This is a genomic window from Butyrivibrio sp. FCS014 (genome assembly GCF_000526935.1).
Lineage (GTDB): Bacteria > Bacillota > Clostridia > Lachnospirales > Lachnospiraceae > Butyrivibrio.
Genome location: NZ_JAHA01000006.1, coordinates 400,604 through 421,355, shown reverse-complemented (window position 1 = coordinate 421,355; position 20,752 = coordinate 400,604). Strand labels below are relative to the sequence as shown.

At 46.5% G+C, this 20,752-nt stretch carries 13 protein-coding genes and 1 tRNA gene; 3 read left to right on the top strand and 11 right to left on the bottom strand.

Going from position 1 to position 20,752, the window contains the following annotated elements:
• Nucleotides 1–48 precede the first annotated feature (48 nt).
• From T456_RS0105670 to T456_RS0105650, 5 genes are all read right to left on the bottom strand, one after another.
• On the bottom strand, nt 49–1,713 hold the full coding sequence (locus T456_RS0105670) for a SpaA isopeptide-forming pilin-related protein (RefSeq protein ID WP_024865312.1): 1,665 nt from the start codon (nt 1,711–1,713) through the stop codon (nt 49–51).
• Between the two features lie 71 nt (nt 1,714–1,784).
• A complete protein-coding gene (locus T456_RS0105665; RefSeq protein WP_024865311.1) occupies nt 1,785–6,311 on the bottom strand; it encodes a hypothetical protein in 4,527 nt (1,508 codons plus the stop codon).
• A gap of 38 nt (nt 6,312–6,349) precedes the next feature.
• Nucleotides 6,350–6,934 carry a signal peptidase I gene (gene lepB, locus T456_RS0105660; RefSeq protein WP_024865310.1) on the bottom strand — a complete coding sequence of 195 codons (585 nt, stop codon included), beginning with the start codon at nt 6,932–6,934 and terminating at the stop codon, nt 6,350–6,352.
• Nucleotides 6,927–7,385 carry a hypothetical protein gene (locus T456_RS0105655; protein WP_024865309.1) on the bottom strand — a complete coding sequence of 153 codons (459 nt, stop codon included), beginning with the start codon at nt 7,383–7,385 and terminating at the stop codon, nt 6,927–6,929. Before T456_RS0105655 ends, lepB begins: the two co-directional genes overlap by 8 nt.
• A 399-nt stretch (nt 7,386–7,784) precedes the next feature.
• A complete protein-coding gene (locus T456_RS0105650) occupies nt 7,785–9,095 on the bottom strand; it encodes a flagellar hook protein FlgE (RefSeq protein WP_024865308.1) in 1,311 nt (436 codons plus the stop codon).
• 219 nt (nt 9,096–9,314) lie between these two features.
• Here T456_RS0105650 and epsC point away from each other — a divergent pair, with 219 nt between their 5' ends.
• Entirely contained in the window at nt 9,315–10,232 is a 918-nt protein-coding gene (gene epsC, locus T456_RS0105645) for a serine O-acetyltransferase EpsC (protein ID WP_024865307.1), read from the top strand.
• A gap of 132 nt (nt 10,233–10,364) precedes the next feature.
• Here epsC and T456_RS0105640 read toward each other — a convergent pair whose 3' ends face one another.
• The 5 genes from T456_RS0105640 to T456_RS0105620 form a co-directional block, all read right to left on the bottom strand.
• Nucleotides 10,365–11,192: an energy-coupling factor transporter transmembrane component T family protein gene (locus T456_RS0105640; RefSeq protein ID WP_024865306.1), complete on the bottom strand. Its 828-nt coding sequence runs from the start codon at nt 11,190–11,192 to the stop codon at nt 10,365–10,367.
• On the bottom strand, nt 11,185–12,915 hold the full coding sequence (locus T456_RS0105635) for an ABC transporter ATP-binding protein (RefSeq protein WP_024865305.1): 1,731 nt from the start codon (nt 12,913–12,915) through the stop codon (nt 11,185–11,187). Before T456_RS0105635 ends, T456_RS0105640 begins: the two co-directional genes overlap by 8 nt.
• Before the next feature lie 3 nt (nt 12,916–12,918).
• A complete protein-coding gene (locus T456_RS0105630) occupies nt 12,919–13,470 on the bottom strand; it encodes an ECF-type riboflavin transporter substrate-binding protein (protein ID WP_197026859.1) in 552 nt (183 codons plus the stop codon).
• Nucleotides 13,471–13,487: 17 nt separating this feature from the next.
• On the bottom strand, nt 13,488–15,158 hold the full coding sequence (locus T456_RS0105625; protein ID WP_024865303.1) for a putative bifunctional diguanylate cyclase/phosphodiesterase: 1,671 nt from the start codon (nt 15,156–15,158) through the stop codon (nt 13,488–13,490).
• 64 nt (nt 15,159–15,222) lie between these two features.
• Complete coding sequence (locus T456_RS0105620; RefSeq protein WP_024865302.1) at nt 15,223–15,891, bottom strand: hypothetical protein; 669 nt, start codon at nt 15,889–15,891, stop codon at nt 15,223–15,225.
• Between the two features lie 150 nt (nt 15,892–16,041).
• Between T456_RS0105620 and T456_RS0105615 the strand changes: the two genes are divergently transcribed.
• Both T456_RS0105615 and T456_RS0105610 read left to right on the top strand, forming a co-directional pair.
• Nucleotides 16,042–16,114 (top strand) — tRNA-Pro (locus tag T456_RS0105615).
• A gap of 612 nt (nt 16,115–16,726) precedes the next feature.
• On the top strand, nt 16,727–17,527 hold the full coding sequence (locus tag T456_RS0105610) for a hypothetical protein (RefSeq protein ID WP_155838027.1): 801 nt from the start codon (nt 16,727–16,729) through the stop codon (nt 17,525–17,527).
• 317 nt (nt 17,528–17,844) lie between these two features.
• Here the strand turns inward: T456_RS0105610 and T456_RS21890 are convergent, their stop codons facing one another.
• Nucleotides 17,845–20,748 carry a substrate-binding domain-containing protein gene (locus tag T456_RS21890; RefSeq protein ID WP_024865300.1) on the bottom strand — a complete coding sequence of 968 codons (2,904 nt, stop codon included), beginning with the start codon at nt 20,746–20,748 and terminating at the stop codon, nt 17,845–17,847.
• Nucleotides 20,749–20,752 lie beyond the last annotated feature (4 nt).

The following is a 20,752-nucleotide window of genomic DNA, read 5'->3' as shown; positions in this document are numbered from 1 at the left end:
CAGAAACAAGATTCAAATATATATCAACTTTTTCATACCCTAAATTTATTACTCTGCATCAGCCTTTCTGCGAAGGATGAAGTAAGCTACACCTGCAACGATAAGGATACCGCCGATGATGTAGAAGATTGTTGTACCGATTCCACCTGTTGAAGGAAGAAGTGTACCTGTAAGGTTGAGGATATCAAGTGTTCCTGTGTATGTTCCTTCTGCATTATCATCTTTTATAGCGCTTGAGCTTGTGTATACTACGGAGATATCAGTCTGGCCAACATTGGTAGGTGCTGTGTTTGATTTGATTGTGACTGTGATAGGATCCTTAAGAAGGTTGTATCCCTCGGGAGCCTTTGTCTCTGTAAGTACATAAGCATCTGCATCAAGTCCGCTGATTGTGATAAGACCTGACTCAGGAGTTGTCATCTCAGTAACAGTATTCCTCTCGCCTTCCATAGGAAGTCTGTAAATAGCAGCAGTATCTTTATCTCCCTTACTGATCTCAACAAGTGCAAGAATATCATTCTCAGCTGTAGCACGTGCGATTGTGAATACTGCTCCGGGAAGAACCTTACCCTGCTCATTTACCTTTTTAAGTTTGATGGGATATGTGTAAGTTCTTGTCCAATCCCACTCTGTGTGACCATTGTTACCATAAGTAATTCTTGAATGGTTGTCGTTGCCTGTTCCAAACTCACCCTGTGTTGAGTTCTCGTCTCTTACAACTGCATTCTCGTTAAGAACTGCTGAGTATTTGATTGTATATGTTGTAGCCTCTTTAAGAGCTGATGTTACATCGTCCTTGAAGGCTACTGTGAATTTGTCGTGAAGAAGTGCACCCTCTTTTTCGTTCTCAAAAAGAACTTTTGATGTGGAAATACCATTCTCTTTAACTACTGAAGAAGTGATTTCTTTGTTATCTTTATCATAAACCTTGATTGAATCAGCCTTAAGAGTAAGAGAAGCTGTCATCTCATCTTCGAATACTACATTAAGAGCTCCACCTGCAGGAATTGTAACAGTACTCTGGAAGTTTACGGTCTGTCCAATATCTGCATCGTCCTTGTCACCAAGCTTACCTGTTGAATCCTCTTCAACCTGCTTCTCGGATGTAGGCTGGCCGTTCTTCTCTTTGATGGTTGCGTCGGGTGTTGCTGTGTTGATACCAACGATAGCACCTACTGAAGAACCAACCATGTAGTAACCATAGTCAACGCCTGTGAACTTAGCATTATTTTTTTTATCAGCCTTAACCTGCGCTGTAGGAGCTACATTCTTTGCATACTCATAAGCTGCCTTTGCAAAAGCTGCGATAGCTGTCTCATCATTTCCTGTTACGCTGTTGGTTGTATCTGTGTTAACCCAGGCAACATAGTTCTTGCCGCCCTCTGTTGTTACCTTAACATATGCCTTAGCTGTATCTGAAGTTACAAATCCATACCAGGGACTGTCTGACTTAATTGTGTAAACACCTTCTGTTTTGCTCTTTGTTCCGTCTGCATTTGTAGCAGCTTCGAAATCGAAGATCTTGTAGAGACTGTAAACCTCATCTGCAACAGCTGAAGCAACTGTGATGGAGCCTTCTCCTTCTCCAACACTTACTGTGCCAACGGAAATCTGTTCTGCCGGTTCTGTCTCTGTAGCAAATGCAGTTACGTTCATTGTAAGTGCAAGAGTTGCTGCAAGAATACCTGTTAATAGTTTCTTAATTCCTTTCATTTTTCCTCTCCTTTGAACCTTGTTCTTTTTTTCTTTATGTTTAAGCCCTACGGCTATAAACCAATGTGTTATCAAGTGTCTCTTTTTCTAAAAATCAACATTCCTGCTGCCGCTATTGCTATCAGCAGAGTTCCCAGGGCTAGCAATGGAATAGTTCCCATACCTCCTGCGCTGGGAAGGACGTTGTCGCCCCTATCATTCTGAACAGCCAGCATGATGAAGGGATAATTGTCACCCTGAACATAAACCTGCTTCCAATTCGTACTTGACTGGGTGTAATCGGTAAATCCGTGATCGTGCCTGTAATCATCCGGCTTTGTAACATTGCTGTCGTTGTAGCTGTAATATACAATCAGCGAGCTCTCTTCATACTCGATGTTGCCGGTGGAATCACACTCAACTATGGAGTAGGTATACTTACGCGAAACAGGGATCTCAACTGTCCACTCATTACCGTAGCTGAGCATTATCGCTTTCTGATAAAGTGTCATCGGGCCGTCCTGATAAGACCGGTAGAGATTAACAAATACGCTTCCGTAGCCTTCGGTCTCTGCATAAGGGATCTCCTGATCATTCTTGGTCCATATCTTCCTGATGATAAGGTACGGTGTATTTGTGAGCTCTACACTTATGTTTCCTCTTTCATCGTAACTTGTATCATACTCTGTGAGCTTGTAGCCGTTGACAGTCTCTACTGAATTCTCCCTGAGGTAAGCCTCGCTTACGAGCTCTCCTTTGGCATTGTAAACTTTGGAGGCCAGTGGCAAAAGCTGCGTGCCGTTATAGTACTCATCTACGGCGTATTCGTACTTGTTACCGTCATCATCGTATGCCCGAAGGTTATCAAATACGACCTCTTTTGAATGTCCTGCCTCAGGATAATCGGAAGAAGTGATTACATATCTTTTCACCTCTTTGTACTGGCCACCTTCAACTCTTCTCTTTACAACTGCTGTGACATCCCAGATATTATCGGTTGTCCAGTCCTCTGAAAAAGAATCGTCCGCGAGGTCATCCCAGTGCTTAACAAGTGAAAGCTTGATAAGGGTCTTGTTATTGAAAGCTGCTTCCTCACCAGTTACTTCGTGTGAAGCATCACAGTAGTTGAGTGCGTTCAGATGGACTTTATTTACTTCACTTATCTCCGCACTATCACTTATCTTGTAATAGCCCTTTTGGATAGTAACGCCATCCACATAATAGTCAACCTTTATTACAAAGAGTGTCTTATCAAGTGAAGTAGATACTGTATTACCCTCTTCTGCATTTCCCTCAATAAAGAGGTAATAGTAAGTCTTTCCCTTTTCAAGTTCCCAAAGATCCGGGTCTACCGTGTATCTGATACTTCCACCTATATTCTGAACAGAATTGGCGGATCTGTATCTTGTCTGGGTACTGCCGTTTGTTCCCTTCTCAACACCGATACCGTTTTCATCTTTATACAAAAGTCTTACCCAGAAGTTGAACTTAAGGTCCGATGAATCCGGAAGGAGTTGGCCATCCAGATACTTGTAAAGCTGTATATCGAAGGGACCCTTTTTAATGTTATTGAAGAAAACATCAGCGGCATTGGTTATAGGATCAGCGAACCACTTTGCATCAAATTTCTTGAGAAGGTTCCTAACATGGCTATTTTTTATCCTGTAGTAACTTATCTCATTTATGGAATCGGTAACTATTCCCGCAACCGTCTTGGGATAATACTTAACCTTTATGCCTATTCCACTGTCATCTTTGTGATAAGCACTTGTCGTATCATTCTCAGTCAGCAGGAAGTAATAGGTGTTTCCTTCTCCATACTCCATTCCGTATATGGTAGGATCATCAAACTTGTATGTTATCCTGTCACCGTCATTCCTGATGTTGTCTGAAATGGTATCCCAGCTCTTTGTCTTTTCGTTGTAATATTTCAGAGTGAAGGAGAATATCTCATCGTGTTCCGGAGTGTCGCCGTCAACAAGCTTCCTTGCTTCAATCTCGAAGGGATAAATGGTACTTCCTTCATTTACGATATCTACTGTGGCCTGCTCATCAAGATAACGTCTTACGTCCATCTTGTGGATCTCGCAGACTTTATCGACATAGTCTGCAAGAATCGTTCCACTGTAGGAACTGGTCACATGAACAGTAGCTTCAGGAGCTATCAACGTTCCTGACATTGTATCAGCTGTCAACTCCCCGTCAAAAGGAATGAAGTCGCCGTTAGCATCTCTTTTAACAAGATTCAGGATGATGTGATTTGCAGCCTGGCTCCAGTCTCCTGTTCCTTTTGTGTTGTACTTGATCTTGCTGAGTGTATAGTTCGTTGCATCTGTAAGATCAACATTTATTAACAGGAGCTTATTATCAGGAAGAGAAAATCCTGTGTTTACCGCATAGTCATTTGGATCGCTGGATACATTGAAGTAGTACTTACTGAGGTCAGTCATCAACGAGCCATTCTCTTTAGTTCCCACAAGGTTTACCACTTCGACATCACCGGTTGAAACCGCATAAGCCAGCTTACTTGAAGTAATCTTGGCATCGTTCAGCATAGCTGTGTGGTCAACAGGCATTCTGCCCTCGTAGTCTTCTCTGGTGTAATTGGTCAACCCATATTCGCCATTAGGTTTTTTACCATATACCTGCTGTTCATGATAGGTAATGCCCATGTAAGAGTTCCAGCCTGTGGGCGTGTAGATCGTTGCACCGTCAACCTTCTCGAGAGCATCGACCACATCGTTGCCATTCATGTCAACGATGTAGTTATCATTAAAGAATCTGGCTACATCAGTTACTCCGGCGATATAGTCAGTACCATAAGCAACTTTGTACTTTCCAACGGTTCCGCCTTCCATGACTGCGGTTCCGCCTTCTCCATCAAGCTCGAAAACATATAAGCCCGGATACTTTTTGCTGAGATCAGCAAAATCAATGATATGGGAACCTGTTCCGTCAGCACCTGTAGTAATAGAGAATTCACTTCCGCCTATCTTTTTCTTACCTTCAGAATCAGAGAACAGTGCGAAATAGAATGTTCCTACCTTAGGAGATCCATGAACAACTTTGTTTACCTTTACTTTGTATTCTGTAAGTTCTGTATATACCCTGGTCGAAATACCGATTGTGTAATTCTGGATATTCTCGATCTTCCCTACAGCAATGTTTGCTTCACTGTGGTTAGTATGTCCATTGTATCTTTCTGCAACCACACCAAAGAGTGTGGAGTCACCCAGCCACTCAACTATCTCTCTGGCACTGTAAGCTTGATTTCCTACCCAGGAGTGCTCACTGCTGCTCTTGATTGCACCGTATACGGAGAAAGAAGTAGTCTCGAAGGTTACGATATCGCCGCCATCTCCGATTTCAATACTGCTGTTCTCCATGATCTCAACATTGATATCAGCAGATGTGATATCCGTAGCCTCACTGGTTGATGCTACTTCCTGCATCTTCTCTTCTGTAAGTGGAAGGTGAACGATGGAGATGTCTTCGGCCTTCTTAGCATCAAGTCCATCTGAGATCTGATTATCTGTAAACTCTATGGAAACGGAAACTGTTCCGTCCTTGGGTTCATATTCAATCCCATCAAGAACAAATGCTATGTCAAAGAGATATGTATTTGTTTCGTCATACTCTGTCTGAGTATCTTCGCCGTTTGCTCTTGCTATCTCTTCAGCGCTCTCATTAAGAGCATCTATATATGCTAAGTAGTTATACTCTTCTGAATCTTTTTCAAGAGCCTTTACTGAAAGCTCAACTCCTGCAGGAAGGATTGTAGGATCTGACAGTTTAACCGTCACCTTTATGCCGTCCTGATCATATACAAATTCATCTACATCATTTACTTTGTTGTATATCAGCTTCAGCTCAGCATCTTCTGTGATCTCGAGTTCCTCACCGTTTGCTGTATCTGCCAGGTAGTAAGCGCGCTCTGTTTCTTTGTCAGACTCCTTAGTTACCTTTACAACTTCTGTCTCATCGATAACAGCCTTATCGAAGATGTATCCCTCAAAGCTTCTTGTATCTTCCTTAACATTGAAGCACTCTGAGATATTGAGCTCCTTGGACTCGGCGATCTCTTCACCTTCGCCGTCAACGTAGAGAACAGTGATGACTACGTCTTCCTTTACTTCTGTTGAAGACTCTTTTGAAGCCTCATCTGATGCTTCCTCGCTGCTTGCCTCATCGGCAGCCTCTTCCTCTTCTTCATCAGAAGTTCCGGCTACAGCAGATGACTCTTTTCCATCTTCGGAATCGTCTGTATCGCTGCCAAGACCTGCCTCGTCAGAGCTGTTGTCTTCGCCCTTCTGATCCTCGACGCCTGAACCGGAAGCGGCATTGTCTTCTGCTTCAGTGACGTCATTGTTCTCGTTCTCAGCCTTGTTCTCCTGTGTCTGTTCAATAAGGCCGGCCTCGAATTCGGAATCAGCTGTCTCAAGCACAAGTCCTACGCTCTTTGCACCCTCCGCAGTCATGGCGGTGGCGGGCTTGTTGAGGCCATACAGTGTGAGCGTGCCTGTCAAAAGAGAAAGACACAGCGCAAAGGCGATCCACCTTTTGCGGCGCTCATGCTTTTTTATGTAGTTTTTTGCGCGAACAATTTCATTACTGCGCATTTTCCACCCCTGATAAAAAAAGCTGTTATCGTTAATCTTTACAGTTTTCCGATATTCTTAAACGGGAATACCCTGAATATAATCTTGCCAATCAGCTGTTCCTTGGTGACACAGCCTACAACGCTTGATCTTGAATCTATGGAAGCGCTTCTGTGATCTCCCAGAACGAAGTACCTGTTCTCGGGAACCTGATACGGAAACTCCAGATCCGTGGGATCAAGGCTTCTGTCGGAAACATAGTCCTCATCAAGCCGCACACCGTTCACTGATACGAATCCATCGTCGTCAATGGTGATCCAGTCTCCCGGGGAGCCCATGACTCTTTTCACCAGGACCTTATTGTTGTAATAGAAAGCTATTAGGTCTCCCGGTTTAAAGGTGCTTGAATTCTGGGCTATTACAATCTCACCTGTGTCAAGGGTCGGTGTCATGGAATCTCCCGTAACCTTAAGCACTGTGATAAAAAAGCTTGATATTAGAACTGCCAGCGCTGCCACAACGATCACCACCATCATGGTGTTGCGAAGGACGTTCCTGTATTCCGTTTTCCTGTTCTCCCTCTTAAGCTCTGCCTTAAGCTCGTCTACAGAGGGTTTTACAACCTGACTGTTTTCTTCACTCATTCTTTGTTTCTGCCTTTTCCCGGAGGGCCTTTAAATAAATGTCAGCGGCCTTCTGTGCCGACTCCAGGACTTCACTTATGGCAACCGAAGCCTCGGCAAGGCTTCCTGCCTCATCTATCTTTTTCATCTGACGGTCAACCAGGGTCTTAAGCTCTGCTGTTTCTCTCTCGTGGCGCTCCTTAAGTCCTGCGATATCCTTGTCGAACTTCTCCTGCATTGCAGCTTTCTGTTCGTTGAACTTCTCTCGCATTAAAGCCTTTTCTTCATCAAAGTCCTTGAGCATCCTGGCTCTCTCATCAGCCATCTGCTGCTGAAGTTCAAGCCTTTCCTTCTCAAAGCGCTCCGTCAGCTCCGCTTCTCTTTTTCTGCAGTTTTCCGCTTCTTCGGAGAAACTGATCATCATCTCCAGAAGCTCGCTTCTTTTCAGCTTTTTAAGATTTACTTCTTCCATAAACGTTACTCAGTCCTTTTTGGCGCAAAAAAATAGCACTATGCACCTGCTTGCAGCACATAATACCTTTTATTGTCACAAAAAGGTACTTGCCTAAACAAAGCCCATTGCATGAACGGATAAATCAGTTGTCAAAAACAAAAGCCCGGCAGCCTTCCCCCCTTGATGCCGATACTCTCAGGGACGATGCCCCGAAAAGAATAAATTTACCCTACACACAATTACTTTTAATCGCGTTCCCTTTATCGTTTTAATAAATATAATATAAACCAATTATAAAATCAACATTAATTTACAAAAAATGATACCAAAATGAAAAAAAGGAACTAGACTTTTGTCTAATTCCTCTAATTCGCTCTCGCGCATCTTGGTTAATTTTACTTAAACGATGTTTTCGTGTCATCGTTTCAGACCTTTAAGCACCTGTAACATTTCATCGGATGTGGTGATGACTTTACTGTTTGCCTGGAAGCCTCTCTGGGTTGTGATCATATCCGTAAACTCTTTTGCCAGATCAACGTTACTTGCCTCCAAAACGCCTGAGTTCATGTAGCCGCCGTCCTTTGTAACGTCCATGACCTGAGCTCTTCCGGAGTTGAGAGACTCTGCGTAGAGGTTGTCTCCTACCTTCTCGAGGCCCATGGCATTATTAAACTGTGCCACTGCGATCTGGGCCAGCTTTACTGTCTGACCGTTGGTGTATCTTGCAAAGATGGAACCGTCGTTGGAGATGGACAGTTCGCTCATGGTTCCGTTGGCGTAACCCTGATTAAGTCCCTGCTCGTTGCCCTTTGTTCCGGTCACCGTTGATGAATGGCCTGACATGGAGCCTGCGTAGTTGGAAGTATTGTTAAGGTTCACGTTAAGAGGTCCGATCACGCTTGCTGCGCCGGAGAATGACATCTGTACATATCCGGTGGTGCTGCCGCCTGCGGACATAAGCTTGCCGTTGTGCTTGTCGTATACAAGGTCAAAGCTGTTCTCTGTATCGTTCCTGATGGTATTGCCGTTCATATCCTTTACGGAGAGAAGGCGCAGATTGAAGGTGTTGTCCTCGGTATCGCCGCCGTCGGTAATACCGAACTTCAGTGTATATCTTTCGCCGTCCGTTCCGAAAACTTCAATCGCCAGATTTTTTCCATCCTCTTCTCTTAAGGCGGGATCAAGGCTGTCAAGATTTCCCTTGAAATAAGCCTGGGAAGTTGCTGTTCCTGCAATGGAATTTGTTGCGGGAGTGATGAGCCTTAAGTTCGTTGTTGCTGCTCCGTCAGGCACTCCGCCGGCGCCCATGGTTCCCAGCACATAGAAGCCGTTATTCTGTGTTACCAGTTTTCCTTCCGCATCGATGGTAAAAGAGCCGTCTCTTGTATAGTTCCTTGTGACTCCGTCTGTGCTTACCATAAAGAAGGAATCGCCGGTGATCATCATATCAAAAGCATTTCCCGTGGTCTGCATTGAACCGGGAGCTGTGATATTGGTATAAATGGACGCAACCTTGGAGCCAAGGCCAACCTGGGATGTATTTGTGGATCCCACGTTTTCTCCGCCGCCTGTGCCGCTCTTTACCGTCTGATAAAGAACATCGGAAAATCCCGTTGCCTGGGACTTGTATGCTGTTGTATTTACATTGGCGATGTTGTTGCCGATAACATCCATCTCAAGCTGATGTGTCTTAAGACCGGCGACACCGGACCAAAGTGATCTCATCATAGTACACGTACCTCCGTAAAAGAGCCTTCTCTTCCTGTCGTACGTCCCTGTACCTCTGGCAAGATCCTTTTGCCGGAAAAGAACATTATAATACCTGCTATTTTTCTTATCGGCTTGATTTGTTAATAAATTTAGAGGGAAGCAGCAATATTTTTTGCATATTGAGCGCAATAGTATTGTATAATGAAGCATAGATTTTGAAATGACGAGGGATTCCTTATGGATTATAAGAAGAATTGCAGCGATACGGAACTCAAGACAGAGATCAAGGACATCGTGGATCTTATCCTCTCCGACTACGAGAAGGGCCGGGACGTGGATCAGATGGATGTCTACAATCAGCCTGACAGAGACGCGGTAAAAGATATAGTGATAAAGCTTATACGCATCATATATCCGGGCTATTACAGGGACAAGGTCTACAAAAGCTACAACGACAACAACCGTGTGGCTGTCGTGATCGAGGACGTTATCTACAACATGCAGAAGCAGATAGCCATCGCCTTCCATCACAGCCCCGATTATGCCAACGCTTCCGATGAGACCCTTGATTGCGGTGCCCGCCGTATCACCCATGAGTTTTTCAAGAAGCTCCCCAGGATCAGGGAGTATGTGGACACGGACCTTCAGGCCTGCTACGATGGCGACCCGGCAGCCTACAGCAAGGGAGAGATCATCCTTTCATATCCGGGTCTTTTTGCTACCACAGTTAACAGGATTGCCCACGAGCTCTACCTTCTCAAGGTGCCGCTGATCCCCAGGATGATCACGGAATATGCCCACGGCAAGACCGGAATTGATATCCACCCCGGCGCCACCATCGGCAAGTATCTGATGATCGACCACGGCACAGGCATCGTTATCGGCGAGACCTCCATCATCGGCGAGCACGTGAAGATCTATCAGGGCGTTACCATCGGCGGTCTTTCCACCAGAGGAGGCCAGGCCCTTAAAGGGGTAAAGAGACATCCCACCATCGAGGACAACGTCACAATCTATGCCGGAGCTTCAATCCTTGGCGGCGAGACCGTCATCGGCAGAGATACGGTTATCGGAGCTAACGCTTTCATCACAGCCTCGGTTCCCGCAGGAAGCAGGGTGAGCATGATGACTAACAACTGCCCCGAGCAGAAATGATGAATAATATGCGCGGATTCGCAGCAAATATGCGATGATACAGTTTATGGCAAAGAAAAGGCTTAACATGGTTTATTCCATGCTAAGCCTTTATTTTTTTGTGTACTTATGTGGCAGCATCACCCGGTGGCATCACACAAACGGGTTATAGAACCTGCTGCCGTTTTTTATTGTAAGGGCCACTGTTCCCGCAAAGAACAGGATTATGAAAGCAAGTACCAGGAAGTCGGCTGCCTTGAGCTTTCTTCTGCTGTACCAGGTCCGCTTCGGCTTTTTTCCAAAGCCCCTTAGCTCCATGGCGTTACTCACCACTTCTATTCTCTCCATGGAAGAGAACAAAAGCGGGAAGATGATGCTGGCAGTGTTCTTGATCCTGTCAAGAAGCTTGCCCTTGTTGCTCATCTCGATTCCCCTTGCCTCCTGGGCATTCCTTATCCTTATGAACTCGTCCTGAACATCGGGGATGTACCTTAGTGCAATCTCCAGAGAATATGCGATGCTGTAGGGCACTCCTATGCCGTTCAGGGAAGCCGCCAGCTCACTGGGGTTGGTGGTCACAAGGAAAATGAACACCGCAGGGATAACCGTAAAGTACTTGATGAAAACATTCATCTCATAAAACAGCTGCTCTTTGGTCAGGGTGTAATTTCCGAAAAGATGCGCTATCTCGGTTCTTGTTCCGTAAATCTCACAGCCCTGGTAGGGTGCGAAAAAGAAAATACAGGTAAGGTTTATGACCATGAAGATCATGATGGCCTTAAACACTGTGCTGACCTGGTTCCACTTTGTTCCGGAAACCGCATAGATGGCAAATCCCATAACCAGCATCAGGATCAGCACTCTCGTATCAAAGGTCAGTGCGCTGGCCATGCACCATACAATAAAGAAGACAAGCTTCGTAAAACCGCTCAGCTTATGGATCGGAGTGTCCTTGTCCTCATAGGATATCATTCTAGCCATGGGACACCTCCTTTCCTTTGCTTCGCTCAAAGTCGATGAACCTGGCGGCAAATTCTCCCGTATCATCTATGCCGCAGGAAACAGCCAGGTCATAAAGGGAAGTTGTCTTAAGATATGCCCTGTCGCAAACAGCACTGTCCGTAAGGACCTCATAAGGCGTTGCATCCTTGATGAGCTGCCCGTCAGTCAAAACCAGCGTCCTGTCGGTGTACTCCAGCATAAGGTGCATATCGTGAGTAATCATGATAATGGTGATGGGGAGCTTTCTTCTTATCTCCTGCAAAAACTCCATGATCTCGGTGTAATGCATATAGTCCTGCCCGGCCGTGGGTTCATCCAGAATAAGTATCTCCGGATTCATCACAAGTATCGAGGCGATGGACACTCTCTTTTTCTGGCCAAAAGAAAGAGCGGAAACCGGCCAGTTCCTGAAGGGGTAAAGGCCACAGATCTTCAGGATGTCACAGACCTTATCATAGACCTCTTTTGGGGAAGCGCCGCGGACGGTAAGTCCAAGGCCCACTTCCTCCATGATCATGGGCTTACTTATCATCTGATTTGGGCTTTGCATGCAAAAGCCGATCTTCTCTCCTCTCTCCTTGATGGAAAGGGGCGAAATATCACTGCCTTCAAGAAGAATGGTTCCGGAATCCGGCTTATGGAAGCCGCAGATAAGGGAGGCCAGCGTGGACTTTCCTGCGCCGTTCTTGCCGACAAGGGCCACCATCTCACCTTTCTTTATATCAAAGGAAACATCCTTAAGTATCTGCCTTGATCCGTCGTAGCTGAAATTCAGGTTCTGCACTGAAAGTACAGTCTCACCGGTCTTGGGCTTTTCATGGGCAGGCATGGAGTGGTACCACTTTTTTACCGTATCGCGATAAGGCTCGATGTCCAGAGTCTCCATGTGCATGGGATGGCTCTCCGGCATGAGTTTTGCCCCTGCTGCCTTGAGTGCTGCCACATACAAGGGCTCCCTGATCCCGTTCACAGGCAAAAGATCCGTGCACAGAAGTTCATCCGGCGTCTTGTCCGCAATGATCCTGCCGCCGTCCATAAGGATCACCCGGTCCACATCCCTGTAAAGCACGTCCTCTAGTCTGTGCTCGATGATGACAACCGTAAGATCCTCCCGCTTCATGATCTCGTCGATTAAAGCGATGGTTCTTTTCCCTGTTGCAGGGTCAAGGTTGGCCAGGGGCTCATCAAAGAGAAGGATCTTGACGTCGCACACCATAACGCCTCCCAAGGATACTCGCTGCTTCTGGCCGCCGGAAAGGGCTCCCGGTGAATTGCGCATGACCTGGAGGAGTTCCAGCTTGCCGCCCACCTCTCTTATCTTGTTGAAGATCTCGTCCTGAGGTACGCAATCATTTTCCAGGGCAAAAGAGATATCTTCAGCCACCGTAAGTGCGATGAACTGGCCATCGGTGTCCTGAAGCACCGTGCCCACGATCTGGGACATGCCAAAAACCCCGAGCTTCGAGGGATCCTTGCCGTCAACCGTAATGGTGCCGGTCATGTCTCCCGGGTAAGAACAGGGAATAAGTGCGTTGAGACAATGAGCAAGGGTGGATTTTCCGGAGCCGGACTGGCCGGCGATCAGGATCTTCTCACCCTTGTAGATTCTCAAGTTAATGTCCTTCAAAGTAGGCTCGGTCTGAACCCTGTATTTGAAGGACACGTTATTAAATTCTATGATCGGCTCGCGGTCACTTTCCAAAGATTACTCCTCCGCCTTTAGCTCGGATGATCCACCTGCGATCTTGCTGTAGGCAAGAAGAAGGATTGTTCCGAGGATACCGATGATGATGATGTTCAGAACAAAGGCAACTGCGCCCTGTGAGAATACCTTGTTGGCGGGCTCTTTGTAGATAACAATGTCAAGAACAGGAGCGCAGAGGATCCATGCTACTGCGTTGGCAACAATCTGAACTGCGTTGAAAATGATCAGGTTCATGCCGTTTGCAAAGCCGCCTTCCTTAACAGCGAACTTCTTGGCAAAGATACCGATGGCTGCGCCTACTACTGCCTCGGGAATAACCCAGCTCCACCAAACAGAGCCGTAGAACACTGCATCGCCAAGAGCATGTCCAAGGAAACCTACAACTGCGCCAACGATAGGGCCGAAGGCTGCTGCCAGGAATGCCAGGATAGCCATACGAGGCTGAAGTGCTGTGTTAGGCACGATAAACACGGGAATCTGCACATTTGTAAGAACCACAAACAGAGCAGTTCCGATACCCATTGCTACTACTTCCTTAATACCGATCTTCATACAATTCTCCTCCATATTTAATATGTCATATTTTTGGGTAATCCCTTGTACTTGGCCTCAAACTCCTCAACAGGCATGGGCTTGTCGAAGTAGAATCCCTGGAACATCTTACATCCTATGGATGAGAGGTATTCCAGCTGATCTTTGGTCTCCACGCCCTCGGTAACTACGCCCATTCCCAATTCATGGGCAAGCTCCACTGTATAGTTCAGAATGACCTGAGCACGGTTGAGGTTCTCTGTCTTCCTCAGGAACCCCATGTCAATCTTCAGCACATCGGCGTTGATATCCTTTAACATGTTCAGCGATGAATAGCCGCTGCCAAAGTCGTCGATCTCAACCACAAAGCCGCTCTTCTGAAGCTCCAGAATGAGTCTTGAGCATTTGTTTACATCCGATGTTACTGCGGTTTCCGTGATCTCTATGTTAAGGTACTTGGGATCGATATCATATCTCTTTACCAGCTCCATGAACTCTTTCTTGATGTCCAGGTAGTAAAGATCCTTTGGGGAAACATTTACTGAGATAGCAATGCCTTCTCTTTCGGTTCCCTTCCAGTCAGCCAGCTGTCTTGCTGCCAGCTCCCACACGTATCTGTCCAGCTTGTAGATAAGGTCTGCCCTTTCCAGAACATCGATGAAAACTCCCGGCTGAATAATGCCGTTATCCGGGTGAATCCATCTTGCCAGCGCCTCGGCGCCGTATATGGTTCCGTCCTTGTAGACCTGAGGCTGAAGATACATTCCGAATTGTCTGTTTATGATAGCAAAGTCGAAGCTCGACAGGATCTCTTTTTCCAAAAGGGCATTGACCAGCATCTCATCACTGTACCAGGCTATCTCGCAGACGTTGTCCCGTTTGATGGACTTGCAGGCCATATAGGCCCTGTCGCACATAAGGGTCACGTCCATGTTAGGATCCGTGATCTCGTAGACGCCGATCTGGAAATGCAGTGAATAGGATTTGCTGGTGAGCCTTCCCGTAATCTCCTTCACCGCTTTCTTGAAAGTCTTCTCATCGAAGCGGTCCTTGGGCATCACAAGAGCGAAATGGTCGCCGTTTATCCTGCCGTATATGTCGTCTTCCTTGACCTGCTGAGCCAGCATCTCTCCTATGTTCAGGAGGATGTCATTGCCCTTCTCCAGGCCAAAGAGCTGATTGATCAGTTTGAAATCCTTGATATTGGAATAAAGAAGCACATATCTTCTGTCATCTTCTATACTGGCAAGAAGCTGCCTTGTGGCGGCTGTGAAGCCCTCTCTGTTGTAGAGATGGGTAAGTTCGTCGTGGGTAAGCCTGTACTGCTCGCCTGACCCGTTGTCGACAATCTCTGACAGGTTCTGGATGATATACATGTGACCAAGGGGCTTGGCGTCCTCGTCGATAAGGTGACGATAGCGGACTTTGTACAGCCTCTCCTTGCCGTTCACCGCATAGACTCTGCACCAGGAGGTAGCATGGGGCTCTATGCCCAGCCTGTTGATCCAGCCACTGAAGGTCTGGCCGAGTTCTGTCAGGTTGTCACGGACATAAAACATGGTGAAGGCATACTTGTTGGCATAGAGGATCTTTCTTTTTTCACTGAAAAAAATAACGCCATGATCCACCTGCTGAACGCCATAGGAAAGAATCCTGGCGAGCTCGCCCGGATCAGCGCTGTTGTCATAGTAATATGTGTTTTTGCCCAAAAGTATCTCCGTCCCCATAGCTTTAGTTTACTGTGTTTTTGTGTTAAATGCCACCCCGAAACTATTATTCTTTGTTGCGTTCCTTGCGGTGCAGGCGGTCTACTGAAAACCAGGCCAGCACCAGGGCTGCGATGCCCGCAAGGATGATGTAGTTGCCGTTGAGTCTTACGCTGTTGTCGTTCTCTGTCAGCGAGTCCGTGTCCTTGTAGAGGATAAGCGTAGTCCCAAGATCGTTTGTGGCTATTGTGATGGTGTCGGCGTCCTTATCTATATCTTTTTCCAGCTGACACTCTCCCATTAAATCTATCATGGTGTAATAGTCACGCTCATCCCTTACAAGATAAAGCGGAATGTCTATCTGGAATTCCACATCCTGGTAGAAGTAGCTCAGCTCCTCGGTCTCTGCGTCTCCCACGGTCTTGCTGCCCTGCGCCTCAAAGTAGACTCCCTTCTCCAGGATGCCGTTCTTATTAACGGCTGCCTGTATGGCTTCATCAAAAGTCGCTGCTTCCGATATATCGCTTGGCTCATCCATCATCACAAAGTCGAAGGTAAGCTCTGCGGTGCCTCCTGCCTCGATCTCCTTGAGTTCCTTCTCCGTGAAGCAGGATTTTACCGCCTCCTTGTAGTCTCCAAACCTGATGTCCGGCGCCGGAATCTCCGTTGTACTCTCCGAGTTCATTATAATGTTCACCACTCCGTAGCCATAACTTATCTGTGTTACCTCGTGCATCGTACTCCGCCTTGTCGATATTTAATAATACTATTATGCCACATAACGATTTTTAGGAAAAGTTTTGATTTTTTTGAAAAAAATAGTTGCTTTTATTTTGCGAGGGATATATAATGGTCAATGTCGCTGATTGATATAGCAATCGCGTATCGGGGTGTGGCTCAGTTGGTAGAGCACTATCTTAGGGAGGTAGGGGCCGCGTGTTCGAATCACGTCACTCCGATTTGAATGAAGAAACCGCTCAGTTTTGAGCGGTTTTTTTATCTATTGTTTTATGTTTGTATTGGTTATGTATTGTTATCTGTTCTATTATCAGCCTCGTGCTGTCATGGAAGCTTGCCAGCTATAAGCTAGGCTCTTGCTATTCGCGAATTTACTGCATATTCTTAATTTTCCATTTTGTACAGTAAAAAAATAGCTGCACATTATCAGATTTCTATTCTATGCCGTAGCCATTTGCTCTTTTTACAGCACAGATTCTCTTTTCAATTCTCTACAGTAATTTTTCCATCTGATTTAGTAGAAATCCCACTTCAATTTACTGTATAAATCTTGCTTTTAATTTCTGAACAGTAATGAAAAAAAGTGCTTACAGCCCAGAGTCAAAATCCATATCTGTGCAGTAATCTCACAATATTAAATGCTCTCAAACAATGAAGCTCATCCAAAAACAAAGAGCTCATCCTCAAACATTAAGTTGGTATTCTTCATCACATCTAAAGCATGGCCACTAAATAGGCTATATAGAAGAATGTTCATTCATATTCTAACAATTCTGGTTTTTTCCGATGCATCTTCCCGCACTAAATTCACATTAAGAAAGGACTTATTCACAATGATAAATTACAAAAACGAGCTTCAAAAGCAGCTCAAAGAACTTGATTTCCTCTTAGACAGAGCACAAAAACGAAAAAAGCAATACAAGAACCTTGAAAAAGGTAAACTACAGGTGACCTCCAGCCACGGCGTACCACAATACAAATTTCTGGCCGAAGATGCAACTCACCCAAAGTATATTCCCTCCATCGAAAAAGAACGCGTGAAGTTGTTTGCACAAAGAGAATATGACGAGAAAGTCTATGAACTCCTCACGACAATGCGAGGAAGGTTGAACCGCTTCATAAATAACTACGAAGCTGATTTCTTAGATACATACTACGATAGTCTGTGCAAGGCAAGAAAGCATCTCATCACTCCCATAAAACCAACGAGAGAAGCCATGATAAATGCCTGGATGGAGAGCCACCCCGGTAATTTGAATACTTTTGAAACGAAGCCTGATTGTAAGACAGCGCGCGGCGAATACGTTCGTTCAAAATCCGAGAAGATCATCGCAGATTATCTTTTATCACAGGGCATCCCATATCAGTTCGAGCCGTCATTTCGCCTCTTCTCAGGAGATACGGTGTTTCCGGACTTTGTTATTCTCAATGTAAGAAAAAATAAAACAATTTACTGGGAGCATTTGGGAAAAGTCGGGGATTTGGACTATGCCACCAAAAACTTCGGCAAACTCATGGACTACGAGCAAAGTGGCCTGATCCTTGGTGATAACCTGATTGTCACTTTAGAAACCAAGGAAAGGCAACTGGATATTGAGCTTGTCGAGAAAAAAGTGCAAGCATTTCTATTATAAGCAAAGTCCACCCTATCACAGACATCTACTTTATTTCGGGGCAGTATTTTGTACTGTTACTGTATGATTCATATTATCTTTTCTATACAGTATAAAAATCAGGGCACAAAACCATTTTCCTGTTTTGTACCGTACACATACCGTAGATATTACTGCATAGATTCAACTTTCAATTCTCTACAGTAATGTTTTCAGCTGGTTCAGTAAAAATCCCACTTCAAATTACTGTATAAATCTTGTTTTTAATTTCTGTGCAGTAATGAAAAAAAGTGCTTACGGCCCAGAATCAAAATCCATATCTGTGCCGTAAGCATCTCTCATCCAATATAGCTCTCGCCCTCGAATATATCCATCAGATATTCGCCGTCGATGTCGGGCTCGTCGCCGTCGCGGCTGTAGATGATGCGGGCAATACGTCCATCATCCAGATAGCAGTCGACTAATTTATCTTCCGCAGTGCGGAAAGGCATTACATGGGTTCCGTCAGGAAGCATCTCCTCTGCCGTCACCACGTTCCCGGCTTCATCAACCACCTCCACCTTGAGGTCCTTCTTTAGGGTGATGTGGTCAGAGCATTCAGTCACGTACTTGTAATTCCCCGTAAAAACAGGCATTCCGTCCTCGCCTGCGCTGTACTGCCCAACCAGCACAAAGTCGCCGATAATGGTATTTATTTCGCCAAAATACAGGTGCTTCGCATCAATTGCCGCGCCCTCGCTGATCAACTCTCCAACAACACCGCCACTCGTACCTTCGCCAACGAGGCCCACGGCTTCAGCATCGGCCATACCTTCATCACCCGCACCTTCGCCAGCCTTATCTCCAGCATTGCCGCCAGCCGCACCTTCGCCAGCCTTCTCACCAGCCTTATCTCCAGCATTGCCGCCAGCTGCCTCTTCGCCAACCTGCTCGCCAGCCTTCTCACCAGTCTGCTCCCCGGCCTTTCCGCCATCATCACCGACCTCCAGCCCTGTCTTGCAGAACACCGCCCTTCCGCAGGTCCTTGGAATTCCATCCGTAATCTCAAAGGCAAAAAAGTCATAGTAATACCCAAGGCTCTTGGAAGTCACATATAGATACTCCCGTCCGTCCCCGGTCACAACCTTTCTGGTACTTATGGACTTTTCGTCCTCCATCATAAATGACTCATCAAAAGAAGCCTTCACGTTTCCCTTTTTAAGATAAAGCCCCTTTGCCAGGCCCTCGCCCTCCTCGCCTGGCACGTAGTAAAGAGAAAGCCTGTCGCTGTCACTGCTGCTGTCCCATTTCGAGGACTCGGGATACAGTGGCTCATCACTCACGAAGCCATCGTTTTTGCTTCCTAACACCAGCTCTTTTCCCGGGAAATCTCCCAGCATTTCGTAGGGCACTGTAGCTTCAATGATACCAAAGCCGTAGGCCGCCAGGTCGTAGGGATTGAAGAAAAAATGCATTCCCTCAGGCTCCATGGTCCAGTTATAGTGATTTATGTAGGAGTTCTTTTCTTTGTCGGCAGAATCGGGATCAATGAAATAGTTGGCAAGGCTGTCGTCCAGATCCCAGTAGTCCTTGTAATCTTCCGCATCCTCAATCTTGATCCTGTCCCTGATCATGCCCCGAAGCTGTTCATCGGAGATGTTTAAGATTTCCTTCAGCTCATACTTCTTGCCGGTGCTGACATTCACCGTGGTCCCAGCCTTGTAGTGGTAGCCGTGGGCGCCGCCGGCATAATTCTCATAGTAAGTCACAAAGCTCAGTATTTTATCGTTCAAAAGAGCTATGTTCTCCCGCTGCATATCGTACCAGGGCCCCGGAAAAATGCCTCCTCGGGACACCGAGTCCTCGTAGCCCTCTAACACATCTATATCTCCAAGGGTTCCTTCCTCGTCCTTATCCGCAATGGCCGCCCTGTCAATGACACGCTCCTCAAGAAACTTTGAAAGCTCAGGATACGCATTCTTGCTTGGCTCCGTCACCAAAAGATACTGCTCATCGGCGTAGTACAAAAGACGGTGGTCCTTGTCATCACCATAATAATTCTCATCTACAAGGTCTCCCTCGTAGTACCTGTCGTACGTATAAGTCACCTGCTTGAACATTGGATAATCATCAGGCGCACCCTCAGCGGACTCAGAATTCTCCCCGCTTCCTTCGCCCTTTGCGTCACCCTCTGGATCCTCCTGGGGCTCATCCACGGACTTCACGGCCTTGTTGAGGTACTCTGCGATGTTATCGTCGGTTATTTGGGTATAGGGAAGCCTAATGTACTTGCCATCCTCCACCTCATACACGCTCTCAAGGTCAGCGATGCTGCCGCCCCTTGCCAGCGTCATGGCAAGGCTGTACATTGCTCCGGCCTGTCCCTCTTTGTCGTTGTAGACCGTGCCCTTAAGCTTTCCCTGGGCCACCGCTTCAAGTCCGACGTCCGTTCCGTCTATTCCGAAAAACACCGGCATGGCGCTCTCCAAAACTCCTGCCGCCTCATAGGCATCGATGGCTCCAAGTGCCATATCGTCATTGTTTGACAGCACCAGCTCGATGCTGTCGCCGCTCTGCTCAATAAGCTGAGACATCTTGGTCTGTGCCTGGGCCCTGTTCCAGTTGGCGATGGCATAGCCAAGCTTGTCCACCTCGATTCCTGCTTTTATCATGGTGTCAACGGAATACTCGGTCCTTACAATGGAGTCCTGGTGCCCCGCCTCTCCCTCAAGAACCACGAACTGGATAACACCGTCGCCGTTCCTGTCGATGGAAGCATCGTTTTTAATGGCCTCAGCTGCAAGCTCACCCTCCAGGATTCCGGATTCAATGGCATTTGCTCCCACGTAAAAGAGCTTGTTCCACCTGCCCATGTCCCCCTCAACCAGCTCACGGTTAAAGAAAATAATGGGCACATCCGCCTTCCTGGCAGCGTCGATGACCGCAGTGGGATCTGTTCTGTCCACCAGATTCACGCAGATCACATTGCAGCCGTCCTCTATCATTTTTCTGACCTGGGTGTTCTGGGTCTGCTGGCTGTTGGAAGCGTTGTAAACCGCCACCTCCACGTTGTCCTCCACCAGATCCGTAAAGCACTCCATCAGCTGGGAAATGAAGGTATCGTACTGGTCGTACAGCGTCACCCCGATCTTGATCTTGCCTGCAGGCTTAGATCCCGCATTTATGCCGCAGCCTGACATCAGGCCCACGATCATAGCCCCGGTCAAAAGAAATATCACAAACCTTTTAAGTATCTTCCCCATCTAC